This window comes from Deltaproteobacteria bacterium, assembly GCA_016874755.1.
Classification (GTDB): Bacteria; Desulfobacterota; Binatia; order UBA9968; family UBA9968; genus DP-20.
The window spans coordinates 1-20943 of sequence record VGTH01000041.1; the positions used below are offsets into that span (position 1 = coordinate 1).

18 protein-coding genes are annotated in these 20943 nt (G+C 58.6%); 9 read left to right on the plus strand and 9 right to left on the minus strand.

The features are described from left to right. Nucleotides 1-172: 172 nt before the first annotated feature. Together FJ145_20595 and FJ145_20600 are read left to right on the plus strand one after the other, a co-directional pair. Nucleotides 173-1297: a serine/threonine protein kinase gene (locus tag FJ145_20595; GenBank protein ID MBM4263806.1), complete on the plus strand. Its 1125-nt coding sequence runs from the start codon at nucleotides 173-175 to the stop codon at nucleotides 1295-1297. Next, complete coding sequence (locus FJ145_20600; protein ID MBM4263807.1) at nucleotides 1222-1764, plus strand: BON domain-containing protein; 543 nt, start codon at nucleotides 1222-1224, stop codon at nucleotides 1762-1764. Before FJ145_20595 ends, FJ145_20600 begins: the two co-directional genes overlap by 76 nt. A gap of 72 nt (nucleotides 1765-1836) precedes the next feature. Here the strand turns inward: FJ145_20600 and FJ145_20605 are convergent, their stop codons facing one another. Beyond that, nucleotides 1837-2454, minus strand: a complete 618-nt coding sequence (locus tag FJ145_20605; protein ID MBM4263808.1) for a FecR domain-containing protein — start codon at nucleotides 2452-2454, stop codon at nucleotides 1837-1839. A 26-nt stretch (nucleotides 2455-2480) separates the two neighbouring features. Further along, entirely contained in the window at nucleotides 2481-3584 is a 1104-nt protein-coding gene (locus FJ145_20610; GenBank protein MBM4263809.1) for a hypothetical protein, read from the minus strand. Nucleotides 3585-3701: 117 nt separating this feature from the next. Between FJ145_20610 and FJ145_20615 the strand changes: the two genes are divergently transcribed. The 4 genes from FJ145_20615 to FJ145_20630 all read left to right on the plus strand — a co-directional run bounded on the left by FJ145_20615 (nucleotide 3702) and on the right by FJ145_20630 (nucleotide 8129). Then, nucleotides 3702-5027, plus strand: coding sequence for an insulinase family protein (locus FJ145_20615; GenBank protein ID MBM4263810.1), 1326 nt, complete (start codon nucleotides 3702-3704; stop codon nucleotides 5025-5027). Next, nucleotides 5024-6361 carry an insulinase family protein gene (locus tag FJ145_20620; GenBank protein ID MBM4263811.1) on the plus strand — a complete coding sequence of 446 codons (1338 nt, stop codon included), beginning with the start codon at nucleotides 5024-5026 and terminating at the stop codon, nucleotides 6359-6361. The genes FJ145_20615 and FJ145_20620 overlap by 4 nt, the downstream gene beginning before the upstream one ends. Before the next feature lie 175 nt (nucleotides 6362-6536). Further along, nucleotides 6537-7007, plus strand: a complete 471-nt coding sequence (locus FJ145_20625; GenBank protein MBM4263812.1) for a hypothetical protein — start codon at nucleotides 6537-6539, stop codon at nucleotides 7005-7007. 78 nt (nucleotides 7008-7085) lie between these two features. Next, nucleotides 7086-8129 carry an acetamidase gene (locus FJ145_20630; GenBank protein ID MBM4263813.1) on the plus strand — a complete coding sequence of 348 codons (1044 nt, stop codon included), beginning with the start codon at nucleotides 7086-7088 and terminating at the stop codon, nucleotides 8127-8129. A gap of 28 nt (nucleotides 8130-8157) precedes the next feature. On the opposite strand, the gene FJ145_20635 is transcribed toward FJ145_20630, so the two are convergent. Beyond that, entirely contained in the window at nucleotides 8158-9114 is a 957-nt protein-coding gene (locus FJ145_20635) for a TerC family protein (protein MBM4263814.1), read from the minus strand. Between the two features lie 309 nt (nucleotides 9115-9423). Here FJ145_20635 and FJ145_20640 point away from each other — a divergent pair, with 309 nt between their 5' ends. Continuing rightward, nucleotides 9424-10713: an MBL fold metallo-hydrolase gene (locus FJ145_20640; GenBank protein ID MBM4263815.1), complete on the plus strand. Its 1290-nt coding sequence runs from the start codon at nucleotides 9424-9426 to the stop codon at nucleotides 10711-10713. Between the two features lie 91 nt (nucleotides 10714-10804). Here FJ145_20640 and FJ145_20645 read toward each other — a convergent pair whose 3' ends face one another. The 5 genes from FJ145_20645 to FJ145_20665 all read right to left on the minus strand — a co-directional run bounded on the left by FJ145_20645 (nucleotide 10805) and on the right by FJ145_20665 (nucleotide 18189). Beyond that, nucleotides 10805-12445: a thiamine pyrophosphate-requiring protein gene (locus FJ145_20645; protein MBM4263816.1), complete on the minus strand. Its 1641-nt coding sequence runs from the start codon at nucleotides 12443-12445 to the stop codon at nucleotides 10805-10807. Between the two features lie 340 nt (nucleotides 12446-12785). After that, entirely contained in the window at nucleotides 12786-14063 is a 1278-nt protein-coding gene (locus tag FJ145_20650) for a Rieske 2Fe-2S domain-containing protein (GenBank protein MBM4263817.1), read from the minus strand. Nucleotides 14064-14209: 146 nt separating this feature from the next. Next, complete coding sequence (locus tag FJ145_20655; GenBank protein MBM4263818.1) at nucleotides 14210-15361, minus strand: Rieske 2Fe-2S domain-containing protein; 1152 nt, start codon at nucleotides 15359-15361, stop codon at nucleotides 14210-14212. A gap of 16 nt (nucleotides 15362-15377) precedes the next feature. Then, the gene (locus FJ145_20660; GenBank protein MBM4263819.1) at nucleotides 15378-16442 is read right to left on the minus strand and encodes an ABC transporter ATP-binding protein; all 1065 of its coding nucleotides are present in this window, start codon (nucleotides 16440-16442) and stop codon (nucleotides 15378-15380) included. A 4-nt stretch (nucleotides 16443-16446) separates the two neighbouring features. Further along, nucleotides 16447-18189 carry an iron ABC transporter permease gene (locus FJ145_20665; GenBank protein MBM4263820.1) on the minus strand — a complete coding sequence of 581 codons (1743 nt, stop codon included), beginning with the start codon at nucleotides 18187-18189 and terminating at the stop codon, nucleotides 16447-16449. 118 nt (nucleotides 18190-18307) lie between these two features. Here FJ145_20665 and FJ145_20670 point away from each other — a divergent pair, with 118 nt between their 5' ends. Together FJ145_20670 and FJ145_20675 are read left to right on the plus strand one after the other, a co-directional pair. Further along, the gene (locus FJ145_20670) at nucleotides 18308-19294 is read left to right on the plus strand and encodes an aldo/keto reductase (protein ID MBM4263821.1); all 987 of its coding nucleotides are present in this window, start codon (nucleotides 18308-18310) and stop codon (nucleotides 19292-19294) included. 77 nt (nucleotides 19295-19371) lie between these two features. Beyond that, a complete protein-coding gene (locus tag FJ145_20675; GenBank protein ID MBM4263822.1) occupies nucleotides 19372-20283 on the plus strand; it encodes an NAD(P)-dependent oxidoreductase in 912 nt (303 codons plus the stop codon). Nucleotides 20284-20363: 80 nt separating this feature from the next. On the opposite strand, the gene FJ145_20680 is transcribed toward FJ145_20675, so the two are convergent. Beyond that, entirely contained in the window at nucleotides 20364-20882 is a 519-nt protein-coding gene (locus tag FJ145_20680; GenBank protein ID MBM4263823.1) for a 3-hydroxybutyryl-CoA dehydratase, read from the minus strand. Between the last annotated feature and the right edge of the window lie 61 nt (nucleotides 20883-20943).

Genomic DNA, 20943 nt, shown 5'->3' on the forward strand with positions numbered 1-20943 from the left:
CCTCAGTGTGCTTTTCTCTCATCGGCGTATCCTTTCCTGCCTGCGCCAACAGGCAGCCTTTCGTTTTTAGATTCGCGAAAGGGTACGCCTACCTATTTCCTATTTCCACACGCTTTGATCATAGCTCGCCAACGATCGTTACCTCGGCACAATCATCGACGAGCGGTTTAAGGTGTTGGCAAGGGTAGCCCTGGGCCGCATGGGCACGGTTTATCTTGCCGAACAAATCGACAACCAGAAAAAAGTCGCGCTTAAGATTCTGGATGCGCAATACTCAGCTAACCCAGAGTACGTTAAGGACTTTTGCCATTCAGCCCGGCTCGCTGCTGGGCTCAAGCACCCCAACGTTGCGACCGTATTGGACTTCGACCAGACCGCCGACGGTTGTCTGTTTGTCGTCTGCGACTACGTCGAGGGCGAGCCCCTGGACCGGGTGATTGAGGACGCCGGTCGCCTCGATGTCGCGCGTGCCGTGCGGTTCGCCGAACAGATCGCCGACGGACTTGCCGCGGCGCACCGCCGCGGGCTACTCCATAAAGACATCCGCCCCTGTAACATCATGGTGACGCCGGACAGCCAGGTGAAGATCACCGATTGCGGCGTGTCGCGGCCACTGGAGCATAGCTCGTCGACGCGATTGACCCAAGCGGACATGAGGCTTGCGACCCCTGAATATACTGCCCCCGAGCAAGCCAGCGGCGGCGAGCCGAGCGAGCAGACCGATATCTATCGCCTAGGCATCGTGCTGTATGAAATGTTGACCGGGCAGGTGCCCTTTAGAGAAGCGACTCAGCTGAGCACCTTACTAGCGCAGATCAACGATGCACCGCGGCCGCTGCGGCAATTGCGCCGGGAAATTCCCGAGGCTTTGGAATCCTTGGTCATGCAGTGCTTGGAAAAGAAGCCGGCCAAGCGTCCGCTGTCGATGGCGCGGCTCGCCAGAGACCTGAAGGCCTGCAGCAAAGCCGTCGAAACAGCGGCCCAAGCCCCTGTTGTGGTGCGCACACCGGTTGCGATACCGATGGCTTCGCCCACGGCGACTCCGTCGCGAGCGTCGGCAAAGCGCCAAGGAATGCGCTGGAAAGCGGTGAGTGCGGTGGCTTGGGCCTGGCCGCTTTCGTTGGCTATCTGGGATTTTTCTGGGAGTCGGTGCCAGTGCCGAGGACCTCCATTGCTCAACCGCGTGCGGCGCAGGCGCCGGCTCGCGAAGTTGCCGCGCCGGTGCCGGCTGTCGAGGCGCGCGCCAAAGAAGCCGACGGGGCGGTGCGCGCCGGACCCACCGACAACGAAGCGCTGAGAGACAGAGCGGCGCCAGCCAAAGCGGCGGAAGCCAAGCCGCTCGTGCTGGCGGCCAAGCCGCCGGTTATTTTGGACAAGCTGGTGCCGCCGGAGAAGAAAGCTGATGAGACTCCTAAGCCGGTGGAGGCCAAGCCGGCGAGCCAACCGTTACCGCCGGGGTCGCTGCCTGCGCCGCCACAAGCGCAACCGCAGCCGCCGCAGGTTGCCCGCGTCGACGAGAGGGATCTGGCGCGGTTGCACAACCAGATCGAGCAACGGCTGCGCAACCAGGGGCTTTTGAAAGTCAGCGATTCCGATCGCTGGGGAGTGACGATTGAAGCCAATGGTAGCGGCGTGGTGATGTTGCGCGGTGCTCTGCGCGATCAAAAGCTGCGTGACGAAGCCATTCGCGTGGTGCGCGATGTTGCCGGCGTTACCGATGTGCGCACCAACATCACCCTGCAGTTTGCTCCCGAAGGCAACTGATCGTTTGCAACGCGAGTGCACTTCGCGTCCTTCGTGGTGAATAAATCCTAGTCGTGGTATCTGCGCGCAGACTCACTTAAGCAAGTCGCGGCTCCAGGCGGTGATCTGTTGAGGATTGTTTTTGGCGTTGGCGCTGCAGCCACTTCCGATCGCTCCGGTGCTGGTAGTGGCGGCGGTCACCGTGCACCAACCATAGGCAGTGGCGAACTGAACCGAGCCCTGCACCACCGACAGTGCGCTTTGGCCGTCGTCGGCCACGCGCAAATCTATCTCGGCGTTGTTGACGATCGCCGTGCCGGAGACGGTTTCGATTTCTACGGGCCTGCTGCCAGAGGCCGATCTCACCCAAAGTTGGCCTCTCCTCAGGCGCAGCACCCGGGTTACGCCATGGGCCTTTTCCCAACGGGACAGGATCTGTAATTGAGTGTTCTCGTTGAGGCCGACGCGGGTGCCGTCGCTGAGCTCAAAAGTGCTGCGGCTGCCGCCTTCGGTTTTCAAAACGTCATGTTCGAAGAGGCTGACCGCACCGCGGCCACGCAGACGGTCTTCGATGCCATCCGGACGCACCACCACCAGTGTGCCGAGGGCAAATAGGGCCTGGCCGATTTGCAGGTTCTGGCCGGCGCTCCGATGTGCAAAGGCGAGCATGAACAATAGTAAAAGCAAAAAGATTTTCCGTGCGGGTTGCATATTCTGATGAGTCCTTCCCGTAGGTGTTAACGCGAAGCCACCACCCGAATCGGCTTGCGGCCGACGGCCACCGTGGCGACCACCTGGGCGGTTCCTGAGTCGATGACGTTGATGTCATTGGAGCCTTCGTTGGCAACGAACAACCGGGTGCCCTGTGCGTTGGCCCAAATGCCGTTGGGGCGATCGCCCACGGGAATCTCTTCGATGATGTTCATGCGTTTGGGGTCGGTGCTCAAGACCAAAACTTTGTTGAAGCCGGCCACGGTTACGTAGGCGTTTGGCCCGGAGAGTCCTTTGTAGGCAAAGGCAATCTGCTGCGGGAAGGGGCCCACCTGGAAGGAGTTGATGATTTCATGGGTCTTGGTGTCGATGACGAAAATGTCGTTGGAGCCGGTGTTGCAGCCCCAGATGCGGCCATCGGGCCCAAGCACAAGAAAATGCGGATTGGTGCCCACCGGCAAAGTCTTGATCACGCGTTGAAAGTCGACCTCGATGACCTGGACGGTTTTGTCGCCCTGGTTGCTCACGTAGGCAAAGCGGCCATCGCGAGAGAAAGCCAGACCCGTGGGCCCTTGGCCGGTCGGCAGCGCACCGACGATTTTGAGCGTCGCAATATCGAGGATCGAAATCGTGTCGTCGGCGATGTTGGCGATCCATGCCTGTTTGTTGTCATTGGTCAGTGTCACGACGTGGCTGCGAGCGCCGGTGAAAATCGACGCGATGGTTTCCAGCCGCTCGGTATCGATCACCGAGAGCCGGCCGGAAGCGAGGTTGGTGGCGAACAGCAGTTTGCCGTCGCGCGACAGCGCCAAGTCGTGGGTGGCGTGGCTGCGCGCGTCGATGGTGCCAATGGTCACGAGTTTCTCGGAGTCGATCACCGAAACGTTGTTGGAACTTTCGTTGGCGACGTAAATACGCGGGCCAAGCGGCGGTAGCGCGACGTTTTCCGGCGATACCGCACTGCGCAGAAGGAGCGGGTCGGCACAGCCGGTCATGGCGGCGCTCAAGGCCCATGCTGCGACGAAATTTATGTAGCGCCGGTGACCGGTCCTTGTCATAGATGCTCTCCTCTTGTAGGCGCGTATCAATTTGATGACGAGTGGGGCGAATATAACACAACGGGTTGACATGAGTCAGCACTGCCGGCTGAATTTCTCACCGGCGACGGCGCCGCGGGTGAAGTCGCCGCCAAGCCAGCCAGCGCGAGCCAATCTTGCACTTTGAAAACCCATCCTCTAACTTAACCCATGGTCTTGCGCAGGTTTTCGTGTCTGCTCGTCCTTGCGTTTGCTTTGCCAGCCTTCGGTTATGGCGCGGCCACCGCGGTTCATGAAACTACCTTGGAAAACGGCCTCAAGGTGCTCCTGCTGGAGGATCACAAGAGTCCAGCAGTGACTTTTCAAGTCTGGTATCGGGTTGGCTCGCGCAACGAGAAAGACGGCAAGAGCGGGCTCGCGCACTTTCTCGAACACATGCTGTTCAAGGGCACGCCGACCACCGGCCCGGAAGAATACTCGCGGCTGATCGCCAAGAACGGCGGCCGGTCCAACGCCTTTACCTCCACCGACATGACGGTTTACTACGCGACCATGAGCCGCGACAAAATCCATGTCCAGCTCGAGCTGGAAGCCGATCGTATGACCAACGCGCTGCTCGGCGATACCTTTTTCGAGCCCGAGAAAAAAGTCATCCAGGAAGAGCGGCGTTTGCGCACCGACGACAACCCTGGCGCGGCGCTGGGCGAAGTGGCAAATGCGGTGGCTTATACGGTCCATCCCTACCGCCGGCCGGTGATCGGTTGGATGGACGATATTCAGAACCTATCGCGCCAAGATCTCGTCGACTTCTACAAACTTTACTACGCCCCCAACAATGCGTTCATTGTCGTCGCCGGCGCCTTCTCGGCCAGTGAGATACTGCCCAAGATTCGTGCTGCCTTCGGCAAGATCGCGCGCGGCGCCGAAGCACCCAAGGTGCGCGCTGCCGAGCCGCCGCAAAGGGGCGAACGGCGCGTCACCTTGAAAAAAGAAGCGGAGCTGCCGCTGCTAATGATGTCCTATCACGCGCCCAATTTGCGCAACCCCGATAGCTTTGCTCTCGATTTGTTATCGGTGGTGCTCGCCGGCGGGCGCAGCGCGCGCCTCTACAAAGAGCTAGTCTATGACAAACGGCTGGTGCGGAGTATCGATGCCGATTACGGCTCGGTCTCGATCGATGACACGACCTTTTCCGTGTCCGCGCAGCTGATGCCGGGAAAAGCCGCGGCGGAGGTGGAGCGCGAAATCGATCGGCTGCTGGAAAAAGTCAAAGTCGAGCTGGTCAGCGAGCGCGAGCTGCAGAAGGCCAAGAACCAGGTGGAGTCAAGCTTTATTTTCGCGCAGGATTCGATCTTTGGCCAAGCCTTGAAAATTGGCTACTACGAGATCGTCGGCGACTGGCGCGACATGGATAAATATCTCGATGGCATGCGCAAAGTGACCCGCGAAGATATCCGGCGGGTGGCGCAGAAGTACCTCGACCGCGACCGGCGCACGGTGGGTATTTTGGTACCGACCAAAGAGAAAAATCCATGAAAGCGCCAGTCTCACCTAAGTTGATCGCGGCCCTTGTTTTCGTGCTCGCGCTGGCGGCCGTGCCGCCGTCCCTGCGCGCCGGCATGGCGCCCGCGCGCACCGTGCTCGACAACGGCATGGTGCTGCTCACTTCGGAACAGCGCGCGCTGCCGATCGTTTCCATTGAGTTGTTGATTGACGCCGGGGCGCGCTACGACCGCGCTAACCAGGAAGGCTTGGCCAATCTCACCGCGCGGCTTTTGACCTACGGCAGCGCGCGCAGAAACGCGCTGCAGATTAGCGACACGCTGGATTTTCTCGGCGCCAGTTTGTCCGCCGGCTGCGGCGACGATCTCGCCACCATCAGCATGTCGATCTTAAAAAAAGATCTCGCCGTTGGACTGGAACTGTTGGCGGAGATTCTGACCACGGCGAGTTTTCCAGTGGCCGAAGTCGAGCGCCAGAAACAAGCGGTGATTGCGTCTATCCAAGCGCGCGAAGAGGAGCCCGGTGACATCGCGCAGCGGCGCTTTGCCGCGCTGCTCTACCCGCAGAGTCCCTACGGCAAACCCACCGAAGGGAGCGCGGCCGCGGTGCGCCGCTTGACGCAGAGAGATCTGCGCGACTTCTTTCAGCGCCACTATCGGCCTAATCGCACGATCATGTCGGTGGTGGGGGACGTTTCCCAGGCGGAAATCAGCCGGGCGTTGACCCAGGCGCTGCGCGGCTGGAACAAAGGGGAACCCGGCGGCCCGCCGGTGGCGCCCGCGCAGGTGGGGGGCAAGCAAGCGGTGCGAGTGAATAAAGACCTCACCCAGGCCAATATCATTCTTGGCCACCAGGGTGTCGGCCGGGAGAATCCGGATTACTACGCCATTCAGGTGATGAACTACATTCTCGGCGGCGGCGATTTTTCCTCGCGGGCGATGGAAACCATCCGCAACCAAAAAGGTCTAGCCTATTCGGTCTACAGCTATTTTAGCCCGGAAAAAAATTGGGGCACGTTTCAATTTGTCCTGCAGACCAAAAACGAGAGCGCCCTCGAAGCGGTGCGCCTGGCGGAAGCGGAAATGCGCCGCATGCGCGAGGAGTTGGTGAGCGAGCAGGAGCTGAGCGATGCCAAAGACTTTCTCACCGGCAGTTTTCCGCTGCGCTTCGATACCAACCGCAAGGTCGCCAATTTTCTCGCCAGCGTCGAGTACTACCAGCTCGGGCTCGACTATCCGCAGAATTATTACGGCTTGATTCAGAAGGTGGCCCGCGCCGACGTGCAGCGGGTGGCGCAGAAATATCTTTTGCCGGATAAGCTGATTACCGTGATTGTCGGCAATCAGGGCAAGATCGGTGGCAATTGAAGATTGAAAATGGCAAACCGAGGACCCCAAGCTAGAAGGCTTTCATCTTCTATTTTCCGTTTGGGAAAAACAGAGTCTCGGCTTCGGCGATGTCATCGACATCGTCAACCCGCTGCAGCATCTGCCGATCGTTTCAACCTTTTATCGCAATCTCACCGGCGACCAGATCGGTGCCGTGCCGCGCCTGGTCGGTGGCGCGCTGTGGGGACGGGTCGGCGGGTTTGTCGCGGGCATTGTCAATTCCGTGGTTGAATGGTTTACCGGCAAGGACGTCGGCGATCATCTTTACTCAGCCTTCTTCGGTCCGCCGAAGGCGCCGCCTGCGGCGTTGGCAGCGGGGCCCACCAGCGCGCCCTCTGTGGTCGCCAAAGCGATGCCGCCGGCAGCGGTGAGCGAGACGGACGCGCTGATTATTGCCAATCCACCGGGGCAGTTGGTGCCAGTGGAAGAACGGGCGATCGTCGAGTCGACCTTGCGTTCTTCCGAGGAGACTCAAAGCGCAGTTCCGGAGACCACCGAAAGCAAAGAAGTTCCAACCATCGATGAAACGCCTTGGAGCGCGGCGTCGGCGCTGCATATTTTTCAAGCCTACGACGGCAAGATCAAGCACGATGACGATGCGCCGCTGCTGCGCTACATCGCTTAGCAGTCCCCGTTTGCAATCGGTTTTTTCTTGAAGCGCGGCCGCCGGCAGTGATAGCTTCCGGAACAAAGGAAGCTATCGATGACCCAAACACCGCCCCAAGTTCACCCCATTGGCTCTGCCATTGCCGTTGATGCAACGCTTAGCTCCACCCCCGATACTGTGTTGTGGGGCTACATCGCGGCAAATCTTGCACCGGCGCTAACGATACAGTCCGGACAAACTGTCGAGATAGAAACTTTGTCGCATCAGGGTTTGGTCGCTGCCAAGGACCCGGAAAAGTTTTTTGGCGACTATGGCATCGCCGCCAACGAGGTTCTGGCCGACGCCAAGGCGCTCTACGCCGGCATGAAGCGGCCCAAGGGCGCCAGCGTGCATGTGCTCACCGGACCCATCTACGTTGAGGGCGCCGAGCCCGGCGATGCGTTGGAAGTGCGCGTGCGCGATATCAAGTTTCGCGTGCCCTACGGTGTTAACAACACGGGACCGGGAAAGGGCGTGCTGCCGAAGTTGTTGGCGGCGCCGTCGCAGAAATTGATTCGGCTCGATTTGGAACGGCGCGTGGCGCTGTTCTCTGACGATGTGCAGATCCCGCTGAGCCCATTTATGGGCATCATGGCCGTATCGCCGCCGACCAGCTTGGGGATGGTCTCGTCGACACCGCCAGGGGCGTGGGGCGGCAATATCGACTTGAAGTACACCGGGATCGGTTCGTCGCTGTTTCTGCCGGTCTTCAACCGAGGCGGCCAGTTCTTTACCGGCGACGGTCACGCGGTGCAGGGAGATGGAGAAGTCGACGGCGGGGCGATCGAGATTTCACTCAAACCGACGCTGCAATTTGTTTTGCATAAAAAGAAACACTTGAAGCAGCCACGGGTCGAAACCGCGACCGATTATCTCACCACCGGACTCGATGTCGATCTAAACGTCGCCACGCGCGTCGCGCTGCAGGAAGCGGTGGATTTTCTGCAGGCCGAGAAGGGCTTGACGGCGGCCGATGCCTATGCGCTGTGCAGCTTGGCTGTGGACTTGGGCATTGGCGAAGCGGTCGACGTCGTCAACCTGGTCTACGCCAAGATCCCCAAGCATTTGTTCAAAAACAATCCACCCTTTTGGCTCGATTAATGTGCCGCGCAGTTGGACGCGAGCGCCGTCATTCGTGGGGTTTGCGATCGCTCGACTCGACGACTTCCAGGCCGTTGCGCTGCACCATCATCGAAGCAATGACGGATAGAAGCAGCGCGCTGCCGATAACGCCGAGCGAAATTCCGATGGGTATTTTGTAGACATCCACCAGCATCATTTTGACGCCGACAAAACAAAGCACAAACGAGAGCGCCACTTTTAAGTAGACGAACATGTTCATGACACCGGCGAGCATGAAATAGAGCGCGCGCAGGCCGAGAATCGCGAACACATTGGAAGTGTAGACGATGAACGGATCCGAGGTGATGGCGAAGATCGCCGGAATCGAGTCCACGGCGAAGATGACATCAGTGGTTTCGACCACGATCAGCACCAGCATCAAAAGAGTCGCATAGGTTTTGCCGTCGCGTTTGATGAAAAAACTCTGGCCATGGTACTCCTTGACGACCGGCACCCAGCGCGAGAAGAGTCGCACCACGGGATTTTTCTCGGGCTCGATTTTCTCATCGCCCTGGAAGAACATCTTGATGCCGGTGAAAACCAGGAAGGCTCCGAAGACGTAAATCATCCAGTGAAAGTTGCTCAGCAGCGCCGAGCCGGTGGCGATGAAAATCGCTCTCAAAATAAGCGCACCGAGAATGCCCCAAAATAACACCCGGTGTTGGTACTCGCTCGGCGTATTGAAGTACTGAAAGACCATCAGAAACACAAAGAGGTTGTCGACGCTGAGCGACTTTTCGATGACGTAACCGGTGAGAAACTCCAGCGCCTTGTCTTGGCCCCAGTAGAAATAAATTCCCAGGTTGAAGATCATCGCCAGGGTGACCCAAACGACACTCCAAATCGACGCTTCCTTGATCGATACCGCGTGTGCCTTGCGGTGAAACACGCCCAGGTCCAAGGCGAGCATGCCAAGGACAAACACGTTGTAAACAATCCAGAGAATCAAACGATCCGAATCCATAGAATCTCCGCTGCAAGAGAAGATAGGCGGCGCGCGTTGACGCCAAAGATGAGCCCCAAGGCGAGCATCCAGTTGAGAAAGGAGCGAAACACAGTACCTATCGGTAACCACTCCGTCGGTTCGAGTCAATACACCACCAGCTTGCGTTGTAGGTTGTTTTTGGCGCCCCTTTTTTGGCGTTATGTCCTAGAAAAAAGCGTCAAGCTTTTAGCGATGTCACAAGCACTCCGGTTGGCGCGCTCCGTGCATGTCGGAAACGGCTAGGACAGAGCCGTCAGATAATTTGAGAGGCTGTTAGGCGAGGTGCCGATGAACCGTGGAATCAAGATCGAGTACATTTATTCAGCCTGCGTTGTGATCTCCACTCCGAATGCACGGATCCTCTGTGACCCCTGGTTTACGGAGGGGATTTACGACGGCTCCTGGTTTCACTTTCCCAAGGTCAATCGTCCCGTGAAGCGCATCGGCGAATGTGACGCGATCTATGTTTCGCACATTCACCCCGACCACTACGATGCCGCCTTCATCAAAGAGTACTTTGGGGTCTACGGCAAAAAGCCAATCTACATCGCCGATCACGCCGTGAATCATTTGCACGGCAAGATGCGGGCCGATGGACTAAGCGCAATGGTATTAGATCGCCCCTGTCAAATTCATGACGCGGAAATCACGATTTTCCCCCATGTCACCGGCAGCATTTCAGACATCGACTCGGCGCTGATCGTGCGCTACCACGATGGCGCTCGACAGCATTGCGCGGTCAATGTCAACGACATTGGTTTCGACGAGCCGGTGACGCAAACACTGCGTGAGCTCTGTCCGGAGGTCGATATTCTACTGTTAGGATACACTGGCGCTGGGCCTTATCCGCAGACCTATTTCGACCCGGACGATCCGATGCTTGTCGTTGAGGCGGAGCACAAGAAGCAGGCGTTTTTTGCACGCTACCGAAGAACCGTCGAGGCGTTGAATCCGAAAGTGACGATCCCGTTTGCTGGCAAGTACCTGCTTGGCGGCAAGCTGGCTGGGCTCAACCACCTGCGTGGCGTTGCCGATGCCACCGAGGTGCTGGCATTCGATGCGCGCGCCGTGGTGCTCGCCGATGAATGCGGCTACATAGACACGGTGGATTTTCAGCCGAGCAAGGTGCGCAACGCGCCCTATGATCCGGATGTCATCGAAACCTACCTTCGATTGATCGCGAGCCGCCAATTCGACTATGATCGGTTAATGAATGCCGACGAAGTCTATCAGCTACCGCTTAAACGTCTGCTTGCGATGGCGGCCATCAATGCGAAAGCCAAATCGGAAGTAAATGAAGATTATTTTTTCACTTTCCGCTTGCCCGGTGGCGAGGTGGCGGTTATCAATGCTAACAAGAACGCGCAGGGGGCAATGAAAATATGCAACCCGCAAAAGCTGGGACAACTCATGCCGCGCAGCGAAATCGCCATAGACCAGCGCTATCTCTTTGGCCTGCTAACCCATGTGTACCACTGGAATAATGCCGAGGTTGGCAGTCAATTTATGACGCGCCGGCATCCGCCGACGCACTTCAACCGCAGCGCCCAGTCGTTCCTGAACTTCCTTACGCTCTGAACTTCGGTCGGTCAGCGCCGAACGATTTTCCTTGACGCAAGCGACGCCGGTTTGAAGCGTTTGCGGGCGTTCGACTCGGTCACCGGGTCCGTCAATCCCGCATCCGCGAATAAGCGATCTCCCGATTCGTAACAAACTCCAGCAAAGCGGCTTTGCCTGCCAGCGTGGTTCTGTGTGCGCGCTGTAGCGCCGGGACGATTTGCCCCGGCTCTTCGACGCGCTCCGACCATCCTCCTAAAGATTTTGCCAGGTCGGCGTAGTTGCCCAAAATATTCATGGTGCCGTAGCGTTCGTGGGAGGCTTGCATGCTGTGGGTCTCGGCGGCCATGAAGTTGTTGTTCAAGACGATCGTTAGAATTGGAATGTTGTTGCGCACGGCGGTTTCGAAATCTAAGCCGGTCATGCCGAAGGCGGCGTCGCCCATGAAGTTGACGCAGAGTTTGTCCGGGGCGGCGAGCTTGGCGCCCATGGCTAGGCCCAGGCCGGTTCCCAAGGCGTGGGACTTGCCCCAGCCCAGATAACTGCGCGGCTGGGGCGCTTGATAGAACGGGACCAATTGGTTGCGTGGGCTGCCGGCGTCGTGGGTGACAATGACGTTTTTGCGGTCGAAGAGATTCATGAACTCCCACATGACGCGATAGGGCGTCAGCGGTTTTTCATTGGAAGTAAGTTTCGGCAGCCACTCGGCCATCCATTCATCTTTGGTTTTCTTGATTTCGCCCGCGGTGTTGTTCTCCCGTTTTTTGTTGCCGAGGACGTCTTTCACCGCGGCGACACATTGCTGCAAGACTTGTTTGGCATCGCCCAATAGCGGGTAGTCACAAGCGTAGTGCTTGTTGATGTCACGCTCGTCGTTGGTCGCGTGGATAATCGTTTTGCCGGCCGGAATCGCCGCGGCGACGATGTTGTGTTTGGTCAGGCTCGCTCCGACGGCGAAGATTACATCGGCCTTTTGCAAAAACGTGTGCACGGGCCGCGGCATGACGCCCGCGCCGGTGCCGAGAGACAACGGGTGATGCTCAGGAAAAGCGCTCTTGCCTTCAAGGGGCGTGGTCACGGCGGCCTGCAGCAATTCGGCAAGCTCGACCAGTTCATTGGTCGCGTCCGCCCAAAGCACGCCCTGGCCGGCGACGATTACCGGACACTTCGCTTGCGCTAAAACCTTTGCCGCCTCGGCGACGTCTTGGGTATTGGCGCCCGCGGTGGTGCGCTTGACGGGGTTGTAGTTGATGGTCGCTGAGGGGAACTCTTCGATGGCAGCGTCGTTAGGAATCTCGACGAGCACGGGGCCTGGCCGGCCCATTTTCATGTAGCTAAAAGCGCGCCGCATGATCTCCGGCACTTGGCTTGCCAGCGTGATCTCTTCGCACCATTTGGTGACCGACTTGTAGGCTTCCACAGAGCGAAAAAAACGATGCACCTGCGAGGTGCTGCGCGCGTGGCCGACCGGCAGCAGCAGGATTGGCGTGGAGTCGGAGTAAGCCGTCGTTATTCCGGAATACGCGTTCTCAGCACCGGGGCCAGCTTGCATGGAAAAGACGCCGATGCGCTTGCCGTTGGTGACGCGGGAAAAACCGTCGGCGATGCCGACGCCGACGCGCTCTTGCCGGCAGACGATCGGACGAATGCCCGCCGCCGCCGCGGCTTCGATCATGGTGTTGGTCGGGTAGCAGGAGAGAAATTCTACACCTTCGCGCTTTAAGATTTCAGCAATCGCATCGACGACTTTCATAACGCCTCCTTTGTCGGTGCGGGAGATTTAACCACAAAGGGCACAAAGAGCACAAAGGAAAAAAATCGGAATGTCGCGCGCAAAGGCGCAAAGGACGCAAAGTTCGGAAAATTCTCTTGTAACCTTCGTCGGGTGTATGGGTGCCTAAGACAGCGGGTAGCGAGACAAATGAGGAATCGCTGGGTCTTGATCTAATTCTACTTTGCGTCCTTTGCGGTTAAATTCTCCGAGTTCCTAATCCGGGCGCGCCGCTTTAGGCCCCTTGTGGTTAAATCTCTTGCCGGATTCGGTTGCGGCTTTGCCGCGCTGGGATCTTCGTGGTGACATGATTTGTCTGTGCCTAGGCGTAGTACTCCCAATACTTGTCGGTCTTTAGCGCGTCGACGACGTACTTCTTTGGGTCGACGTTGGTGGAGATCTGTGTGGCGATGCAGGCGACGTGGCGCACGTCGTTTTGCTCGGTGGTTCTGATCACGTGGGGCGGTTCTTTGCCGGCGGCGACGGCGCGGGCGGCGTTGAGCATGAACTTGCGCACGTGGATGACGGTCATGTCGCTGACGCCCAAATGCTCCTGCGTCCGGTCGTAGATCGGGCCCATGGTTTCGGTGGCGCAGGCGTCGTGGACCATGAAGATCGGGCCCATGCCGGTGAAGTTTTCATTTTTCTGTTTTTCGCGGTCGATCAGGTAGTTGTTTTGGAAGTTGCGAATCTTGATGAAGTCGGGTCCGATCTCCTCTTCGTGCTGGTGCTCGTCGGGCTCGATGTTTCTATTGCGCCGGAAGTGGATGTTGAAGCGCAGGCTGTGCTCGTCATCCACCGGCACATGGGAATGGATCGTGTAGCCTTCGGGATTGCCTTTGACGCCGCCGGTGGGAATGAAACCGTGGCAGGGCATGACGATGTTGGACACGCGCAGGTAGATTTTATCGGCGGCGATTTTGCGGCAGGAGATCATGCGCACGCCGTAGTCCGTGTCGAAGCCTTCCAGCGTCGGCGCGGTGTCGGCGGCGTAGAACGCGCCATCGCCGCCGCCGCGCGGCCGGTCGCCGGTGAAGCTGCGATGCAAGAACGAGAGGTGCGACGAGTCGCATTCCCCTTCCAAGCCTTGTAGCCAACTGCAATCTTGAATCGACTTGGAAACGTAGAGCTTCTCCGGCGGCATGTTCATCCACTCATAATTCGGCAAGAGCGGTATTTTGTCCCTCGGTCCCATGTAAGTCCAAATCATGCCGGCGGCTTCTTTGCACGGATAGGCGGTGTGGCGCACTTTGTCTTTGAGCGTGCTGCCTGCGGGTTCGGCCGGCGTGTCCAACACCTTGCCGTCCACGTCCATCTTCCAGCCGTGGTAGATGCAGCGCAGGCCGCACTCTTCGTTGCGGCCAAAGAAGAGCGACGTGCCGCGGTGCGAGCAATGCTCGCCGAGGAGGCCGACTCGGCCGTTGGTGTCGCGGTAAGCAACCAAATCTTCGCCGAGCAAGCGCACACGCACGGGCGGACAGTCCGGCTCGGAAATCTCGCTGGCGAGCAGCGCGGGGATCCAGTAGCTGCGCATCAGTTTGCCCATGGGCTTGTCGGCGCCGACTTGGGTGAGCATTTCGTTATCTTGGCGGGGTAGCATGGTCTGTCTCCTGTCGAGAATTATTCTGTCAGTGCGGGGAAGGGCGACCGGCCGGTCGCCCCTACAGCAATTGTCTCGCGCAGAGACGCTGAGGGCGCGGAGTTCGGAATTTTTTTTCTCTGCGTGCCCTGCGCCTCTGCGCGAGATTATCCGATCTTATATTCTCCAGGCGCGATCTCGACCATCTTGTTTTTCGCCGCGTCTCGGATCGTGCCGATGGGGTCTTTGCCAGCGGCGATGGCGTCCATGTTATCTTTATACATTTTGCGTAGCATGATCACGCCTTTGTCGGAGACGCCCAAGTGCTCAATGGTCCGGTCGCAGATGATGCCTTGGCTTTCCTGGGCGGCGCGGTCTTGGTCACCGCGCGCCAGATTGCCTTCTTCGTCGTAGCGGTACTCGCCGGGTGTGCTCTCTAGCAACCCTTTTGCGGCTCCGTCGGGTGGAATTTTGCCCATCGGTTTGCCGTTTACCAACGGCGTGAAATAGACCGTGAAGTGAATCGTATGAGTGTCGTCGGACGGCACGCGCCAGCGCAGCGCTTCGAAGCCGGGATGGTTGGCGGCCATGCCGCAGGGATGTTCGTCGGGCACGTGATAGCCGGTTTTGTTCATGGTCGGCATGATGAAGTAGCTGACGGTCTGGTAGCGCTCGCCGCCGCCGGTGCGCGCGAAGGTGTCGCGGATGCCGTATTCGAAATATTCCGAACCCAGCACCGTGTCGGTCCACTTTTTAGTGTTGGGCGTGCGGTGCAGCCACTTAAAATGATGTTGGTCGACGGTGTTCTCGACCATTTGCAAAAAATTGCAGTTGACGATGCGTCCTTGCAATGAGCGTTGGCCGTCCTCGCGCACCAGCACGTCGTAGCGCGGGCAGAGCGGCGCCGGCTCGGGGCCCATGTAAGCGAAGATCACGCCGGCGATCTCTTCGACTTTGTAAGCGGGCACGCGCACTTTGTCTTTGAAGTTGGCTTCCGCGGGTTCGGTGGGCTGCTCCAAACAGCGCCCGGTGGTGTCAAAAAGCCAGCCGTGGTAGCAGCAGCGCAGGCCGCCGTCTTCGAGGTAGCCCAAATGCAGCGAGGTGCCGCGGTGCGGGCAGCGGGCGCCGATCAAGCCGAGCTTGCCGTTCTCGTCGCGGAATAACACCAGATCTTCGCCGAGCAGGCGGCGGCGGATCGGTTTGCCTTTGAGCTCGGCGGTGAAACCGACGGGGTGCCAGTAGCGGCGCATCAGCGTGCCGCAGGGTGTGCCTGGGCCGACGTGGGTCAGGCTAAAATTCTCTTCGTTGGTAAGGGACATGGCACTACTCCTGAAATCAGCGTGGAAAGAGTTTCAGCTTCTCTTTGGGCAAGCGCACGAAGGCTTGTTTGCTGAGCGCAATGCTCTGGGTGGTTTTAAATTTCAGCTTGGTGCCGTTGACGAGCAGGTCGCAGACGGTCAATTCCCCGAGGAAAGATGCCGAGGTCACTTGGGCGGCGAACTCGTTTTCCGCACCGGTGGCGCTAGGCGAAATCTGCATCTCTTCGGGGCGGATCGCGGCGGTAACGTCTTTGTTGTTTGTGCCATTCGCGGCGCAGGCAAGCGTGCCGATGGCGGTCTCAATCTTATTGGCATCGCGCAAAGTGCCATCGATCAGATTGGTGGTGCCGAGAAATTCACAAGCCTCGCGGCTGCTCGGATGGTCGTAAAGCTCGCGCGGCGCGGCGCACTGCAGCACCTTGCCTTTGCTCATAATCGCAATGCGGTCGGCCAACGCCATGGCTTCGACCTGATCGTGGGTGACGTACAGCACGGCGATGCCGAAATCTCGCGACAAGTTTTTGATCTCGTCGCGCACTTCTTCGCGCAGACGGGCGTCCAAGTTGCTGAGCGGCTCGTCCATTAACAAAACTTTCGGCTCCACGGCGAGTGCGCGCGCCAGGGCGACGCGCTGCTGCTGGCCGCCGCTCAAGAAGGGCGCGGGGCGGTCGGCCAAGGCATCGAGCTGAACCAGCTCCAAGGCGCGGCTGACTTTCTTTTTGATCTCGTCGCGGGAAAAACGGCGCGGGCCGTTGACCAGGGGGAAGGCGACGTTTTCGAAGACCGACATATGGGGCCAGACCGCGTAGGATTGAAACACCATGCCGATGCCGCGGTTCTCCGGCGTGAGAAAAAGCTTGCGGGCGGCATCGCTCACGGTGGCGCCGCCGATCTTGATTTCGCCGCCGTCGGGTTTTTCCAAACCGGCGACGCAGCGGAGCAGCGTGGTTTTCCCCGAGCCGCTGAGACCGAGCAGCACGAAGAACTCTTTTTCACCGACTTGGAGATCGACGTTGTCGACGGCGCGCACGATGTCCTTGCCGGAGACAAAGAGCTTCAAGAGGTTTTTGATCTCGATCATAGAGTCAAGATTGGCTGTGGATGACGCGCTGCTGCCTGCGCGCGAAGATCCACAGCGTCAACACGAGCGGCGACATGACGCAGACCATCATGACTCCGGCCGCACCGGCATCGCCGAGACCGCCGCCGTTCCATTGGCTCCAGATGAAAGTTGACAGCACCGGGTTCTTCGGCGAAGCGAGCAGCACGGCCATGGTCAATTCTCTATAGGCCATCAGCGCCATCCAGACCCACGCGTAAACCAACCCCGGGCGCACCAGCGGAATAATAATCTTGCCCAAAATACGTAGCGCGCGCACGCCGCCCACCTGTGCTGCTTCCTCCAATTCTTTGTGCACCTGGAGCATATTGCTGTTTAACAATCTTGTCCCGAAGCTGATCCAGCAGACGACATAAACGATCAGCAGGACGTAGATGGTGCCGTAAATCGGCAGGATGTTTGAAATCAGCAGCGCCAAGTAAGCGATGGAGAGCGCGAAAAGAATGTTGGGCACCGGGTGCGGCAGGAACGCGATGGCGTCCAAGACAAAGCGGCCGCGCATGCGCGAGCGGGTGACGATCCAAGAAATTGCCGCGCTCAAGAGGACCACCAGGGTTGGCACGACGGCCATCAAAAACAGTGTGTTCAGCGCCGACTGAATGACACCGCGATCGACGGCCAGCTCGGTGTAGCGCGCCAGGGAGACGTTCTCCAAGGCCTGCCACGAGGGTAGCTGCGTGTAAGGAAGGAGTGAGGTCCAAATCATCGCCAAGAGCGGGAAGACAAAGGCGAGCAGGCTATATAAAAGCAGCGCGCCCCAGCCGGCGATGGACCAGCGGCCCAATTCAATGGGCCGGGTTTGATACGCTTTGCCGGAGATCACCTGATAGCGGTGGCTGTGCTTAAGCGCGTAGAAGTAGGGCAGCATGAGAAACAACGAAAAGATGATCATGATCGTGCCGAAGGCGCCGCTGATGCCATACTTGGGCAGACCTTCGGTCGGGTTGACGGTGAAATAGAGCGCCGTGCTGAAGGTGAAAATATTGTTGGCCATGCCGATGACCGCAGGAACGTCAAAGGCGGCGATGGCGATGGTGAAGATCCAAATCACCACCGACACCAGCGCCGGCCAGACCAGCGGCAGTTCTATTCTTAGCAGCGTGCGCAGCCGGCCGACGCCGTGGACGCTGGAGGCTTCGACCAATGACGGATTCATGCTGCGCAGGGCGGACGAAATCATCGCAAAGGCGACGGGAGTCAGCGTGATGCCTTCGACGAAACCGATGCCGGTGAGGCTGGCGATATTTAATGGACTGTTTTGCAACCCGAAAAGTTGCTTCAACCAGAGATTGAAGATGCCGATGCGCGGGTGCAGCAAAAAGATCCAGCCCATCGCTTTAAGAAACGTCGGGATCAACACGCCCATGCTGAGCAGCGCCACGGCCAGCGATTTGTAGGGCAAGTCGGTGCGCTCGATCAGCCAAGCAAAGATAAAGCCCAGCGACGCCGAGACCAGGACCGCGGTCAAAGAAATCCAGAGCGTGTTCCACATCACTTTGTAGTGATAGGGATCGGTGAGCAGGGTGGCGTAGTTCTTAAAAGAGTAAACGGACGCCTGCCCGGGCACGCCTTCGCGTAGGCTCATCCAGATCACAATCAGCAGCAGGCTAAGAATCGCCAGGGCGGAAAGCGAGGCGACGGCAAAGATAAAGCCTTTGGAAAAGTCGAGACGCGAGGGTGCAACTATTTGGGTAGAAGTTTGCGACATGGTCAATTTCAACAGCGTTGTTTATCATTCTGCTGGGTATTTGCCAACGAGCGCGCGTCCCCGCTTGAATCGTGGGGCGGTTCCGTAACATGATCGTGGCCGGTAAAGGAGTTGCTGCATGCAGTATCGCTATCTCGGCCCGGAGCGATTGAAAGTTTCCGCCATCGGCTACGGCTGTCCACCGTTTCAAGGCACGCTGAGCGACCATGACGAAAAGCAAGCGATCGCCGTGTTGCAGCGAGCCATTGACATCGGCATGAACTTCATCGACACCGCCGATCATAACAACGGCAACAACGAAGAAATTCTCGCCAAGGTGCTGCAAGGCCGGCGCAGCGAAGTCGTGCTCACCACCAAGTTCGGCAACCTGCGCGGCCAGCCCTGGGCCGAGGGCCGCGAAGTGGAAGGCAAGCCAGAGTATGTCGCGTGGGCATGTGAAAAGTCCTTGCGCCGGCTGCAAACCGATTACATCGATTTGTATTATCTGCACCGCGTCGATCCCAACGTGCCCATCGAAGAGACCGTCGGCGCGATGAAGCGCCTCATCGAGCAGGGCAAAGTGCGCCATTTGGGCCTGAGCGAAGCCGGCCCGGATACGCTGCGGCGCGCCAACGCTGTGCAGCCGATCACCGCGATGCAGAGCGAATATTCGCTCTGGACGCGCGATTACGAAGCGAACACGATTCCCGTCTGTCGCGCGTTGGGCGTCGGCTATGTTGCCTACTATGCGTTGGGGCGCGGCTTTTTGAGCGGGAAGTGGAGAAACTTTGCCGAACTGGGTGAGAGAGAAGCCAAACGCCGCGGCCCCCGTTTCCATGAGCAGAATTTTCAACGCAATGCGAATTTGCTGCAGCAGCTTGAGAACATGGCAAATGTGAAGCGTTGCACCGTCGCGCAGCTAGCGCTGGCGTGGATTCTTCAGCAGGGCGATTTCTTCGTGCCGATTCCTGGCACGTACAGGATTGAGAATCTCGAAGCCAACGCCGCGGCGGCTGATATTAAGTTGACTGGCGATGAGCTGGCGATGATCGATAAGATTTTTCCGCCCGGCGCGGCTGCAGGGACGCGGCATGATTATGATCGCTCCAAGGAGCTGAACATTTAAAAGTCCGTTCATCGGTTCAACCGTTCGCCGTGGGGGCGACCGGCTGGTCGCCTCCGAAATCTCAGGAGGGAACACCCATGCGAATCTTAATCACCGGCTGCGGCTTAATCGGTACTTACACAGCCAAGGAATTAATCGAGCTTGGCGACGAAGTGACCTTCTTCGATCTCCAACCCAATTTGGAATATCTGCGCAAAGTCCTTGGGCGCGAGCTGCCGATCATCCGCGGCGATATTCGCGAGCTACCGGCGCTGGTGGAAGCGATGCAAACGACGAAACCGGAAGTGGTTTTTCATAGCGCGGGTTTGCAGGGTAATCGCACGCCGTACTTTGGTTTCCAGGTCAATTTGATCGGCACGCTGAATGCTGCGGAAGCTGTTCGGCTCACCGGTGTGCGCCGGTTGATCCACGCCAGCAGCCAGGCGGTTTATGACTTGCGCAACCCGCCAGTACCGATTCATGAAGAAGCGCCGCGCGATGGCGGCGGGCGCGTTTACCAAGGCGGTAAAGCCGCTTGCGAGGAAGTGCTGACCGCTTATGCAGCGACGTATAAGTTCGAGCTGGCTTTGCCGCGCTTCGCCTCAGTCTACGGCTACGGCCCCTACACCGGGGGCGGCAACGTTGGCATGGATATGTACACCATGCTGCAGGCGGCGCTGGCTGGCAAGCCTGCGCCAATGGGGCCGGGCATCGCCGACGCCAACGACTTCGTTTATGCCAAAGACATCGCACAGGGACTGCGCTTGATTACACATGCGAAAACATTAACGCATCACGCCTACAATCTCGGCACCGGAGCTGCGCCGACGATTGACGATATTCAGCGCAGTCTGCAAAAAATCCTCGGCGACGTGCGCTTCACCCGCGAGCAGCCATCACGGCCGCGCCCGGCTCTGGATATTTCTCGCGCGCGAAGCGAGTTGGGCTACGAGCCAAAATTCGATGTAGAGGCGGGGTTAAGGGATTTCATCGCCGAAATGCGGCGCTGAAAGCGTGGCCCACGTTTCATGGCTTTCAGCGCTGCCAAGGGCTAAGGAATGCCGGGGGTAGGGGCGACCGGCGGGCCTTGTTACAGCGCCTGCGGCGGCGCCATCACTTCGCCGCAGTGTTTGCAGGTTCTGAACGCCAAACTTCCGAAAAATTTCACGTAGGCTTTGGACACCGGGTCTTTGGCATAGTCGTCGACCACGAATTGTTCTTCGTGCAGCAGCGCGTCGCATTTGGGGCAATACCAGTGAAATTTGTCGATCTCGCCGGGGCGGCGTTTTCTTTCCGAGATCAGCGCGAAAGCGTCGGGTGCGAAGCGGGGTGAGTGGGGTGTGCCCGCCGGCGTGTAAATGATTGCGCCTTCCGGAATCACCGAAACTTCTTCACGACCTTCCGGTGTGCGCGTGTGCAGGCGCATTTCGCCTTTGATCATCAACATGGTCTCGTCGCTCGGGTTGACGTGAAACTCGCTGCGGTATTCTCTGCCGCGGGCGACGAAGGCCAGCGTATCGTCGTGCTGCCAGAGGACGCTGACGCGCATGCCGGTGGCGGCGAGCTTTTGGCCTTCGGCGAGGAGATCGACGATGGGCATTTGCGACATGACTGGGTTCCTCCGACTATTTTTATAGCGCAAATTCGGATTGTTGATGGGATCGTCCGTT

Excerpts from the sequence above, each read along its gene's own strand:
- FJ145_20605 (MBM4263808.1), bottom strand. The coding sequence starts at position 2,454 with ATGCAACCCGCACGGAAAATCTTTTTGCTTTTACTATTGTTCATGCTC.
- FJ145_20610 (MBM4263809.1), bottom strand. The coding sequence starts at position 3,584 with ATGTCAACCCGTTGTGTTATATTCGCCCCACTCGTCATCAAATTGATA.
- FJ145_20615 (MBM4263810.1), top strand. The coding sequence starts at position 3,702 with ATGGTCTTGCGCAGGTTTTCGTGTCTGCTCGTCCTTGCGTTTGCTTTG.
- FJ145_20620 (MBM4263811.1), top strand. The coding sequence starts at position 5,024 with ATGAAAGCGCCAGTCTCACCTAAGTTGATCGCGGCCCTTGTTTTCGTG.
- FJ145_20630 (MBM4263813.1), top strand. The coding sequence starts at position 7,086 with ATGACCCAAACACCGCCCCAAGTTCACCCCATTGGCTCTGCCATTGCC.
- FJ145_20635 (MBM4263814.1), bottom strand. The coding sequence starts at position 9,114 with ATGGATTCGGATCGTTTGATTCTCTGGATTGTTTACAACGTGTTTGTC.
- FJ145_20640 (MBM4263815.1), top strand. The coding sequence starts at position 9,424 with ATGAACCGTGGAATCAAGATCGAGTACATTTATTCAGCCTGCGTTGTG.
- FJ145_20645 (MBM4263816.1), bottom strand. The coding sequence starts at position 12,445 with ATGAAAGTCGTCGATGCGATTGCTGAAATCTTAAAGCGCGAAGGTGTA.
- FJ145_20650 (MBM4263817.1), bottom strand. The coding sequence starts at position 14,063 with ATGCTACCCCGCCAAGATAACGAAATGCTCACCCAAGTCGGCGCCGAC.
- FJ145_20655 (MBM4263818.1), bottom strand. The coding sequence starts at position 15,361 with ATGTCCCTTACCAACGAAGAGAATTTTAGCCTGACCCACGTCGGCCCA.
- FJ145_20660 (MBM4263819.1), bottom strand. The coding sequence starts at position 16,442 with ATGATCGAGATCAAAAACCTCTTGAAGCTCTTTGTCTCCGGCAAGGAC.
- FJ145_20665 (MBM4263820.1), bottom strand. The coding sequence starts at position 18,189 with ATGTCGCAAACTTCTACCCAAATAGTTGCACCCTCGCGTCTCGACTTT.
- FJ145_20670 (MBM4263821.1), top strand. The coding sequence starts at position 18,308 with ATGCAGTATCGCTATCTCGGCCCGGAGCGATTGAAAGTTTCCGCCATC.
- FJ145_20675 (MBM4263822.1), top strand. The coding sequence starts at position 19,372 with ATGCGAATCTTAATCACCGGCTGCGGCTTAATCGGTACTTACACAGCC.
- FJ145_20680 (MBM4263823.1), bottom strand. The coding sequence starts at position 20,882 with ATGTCGCAAATGCCCATCGTCGATCTCCTCGCCGAAGGCCAAAAGCTC.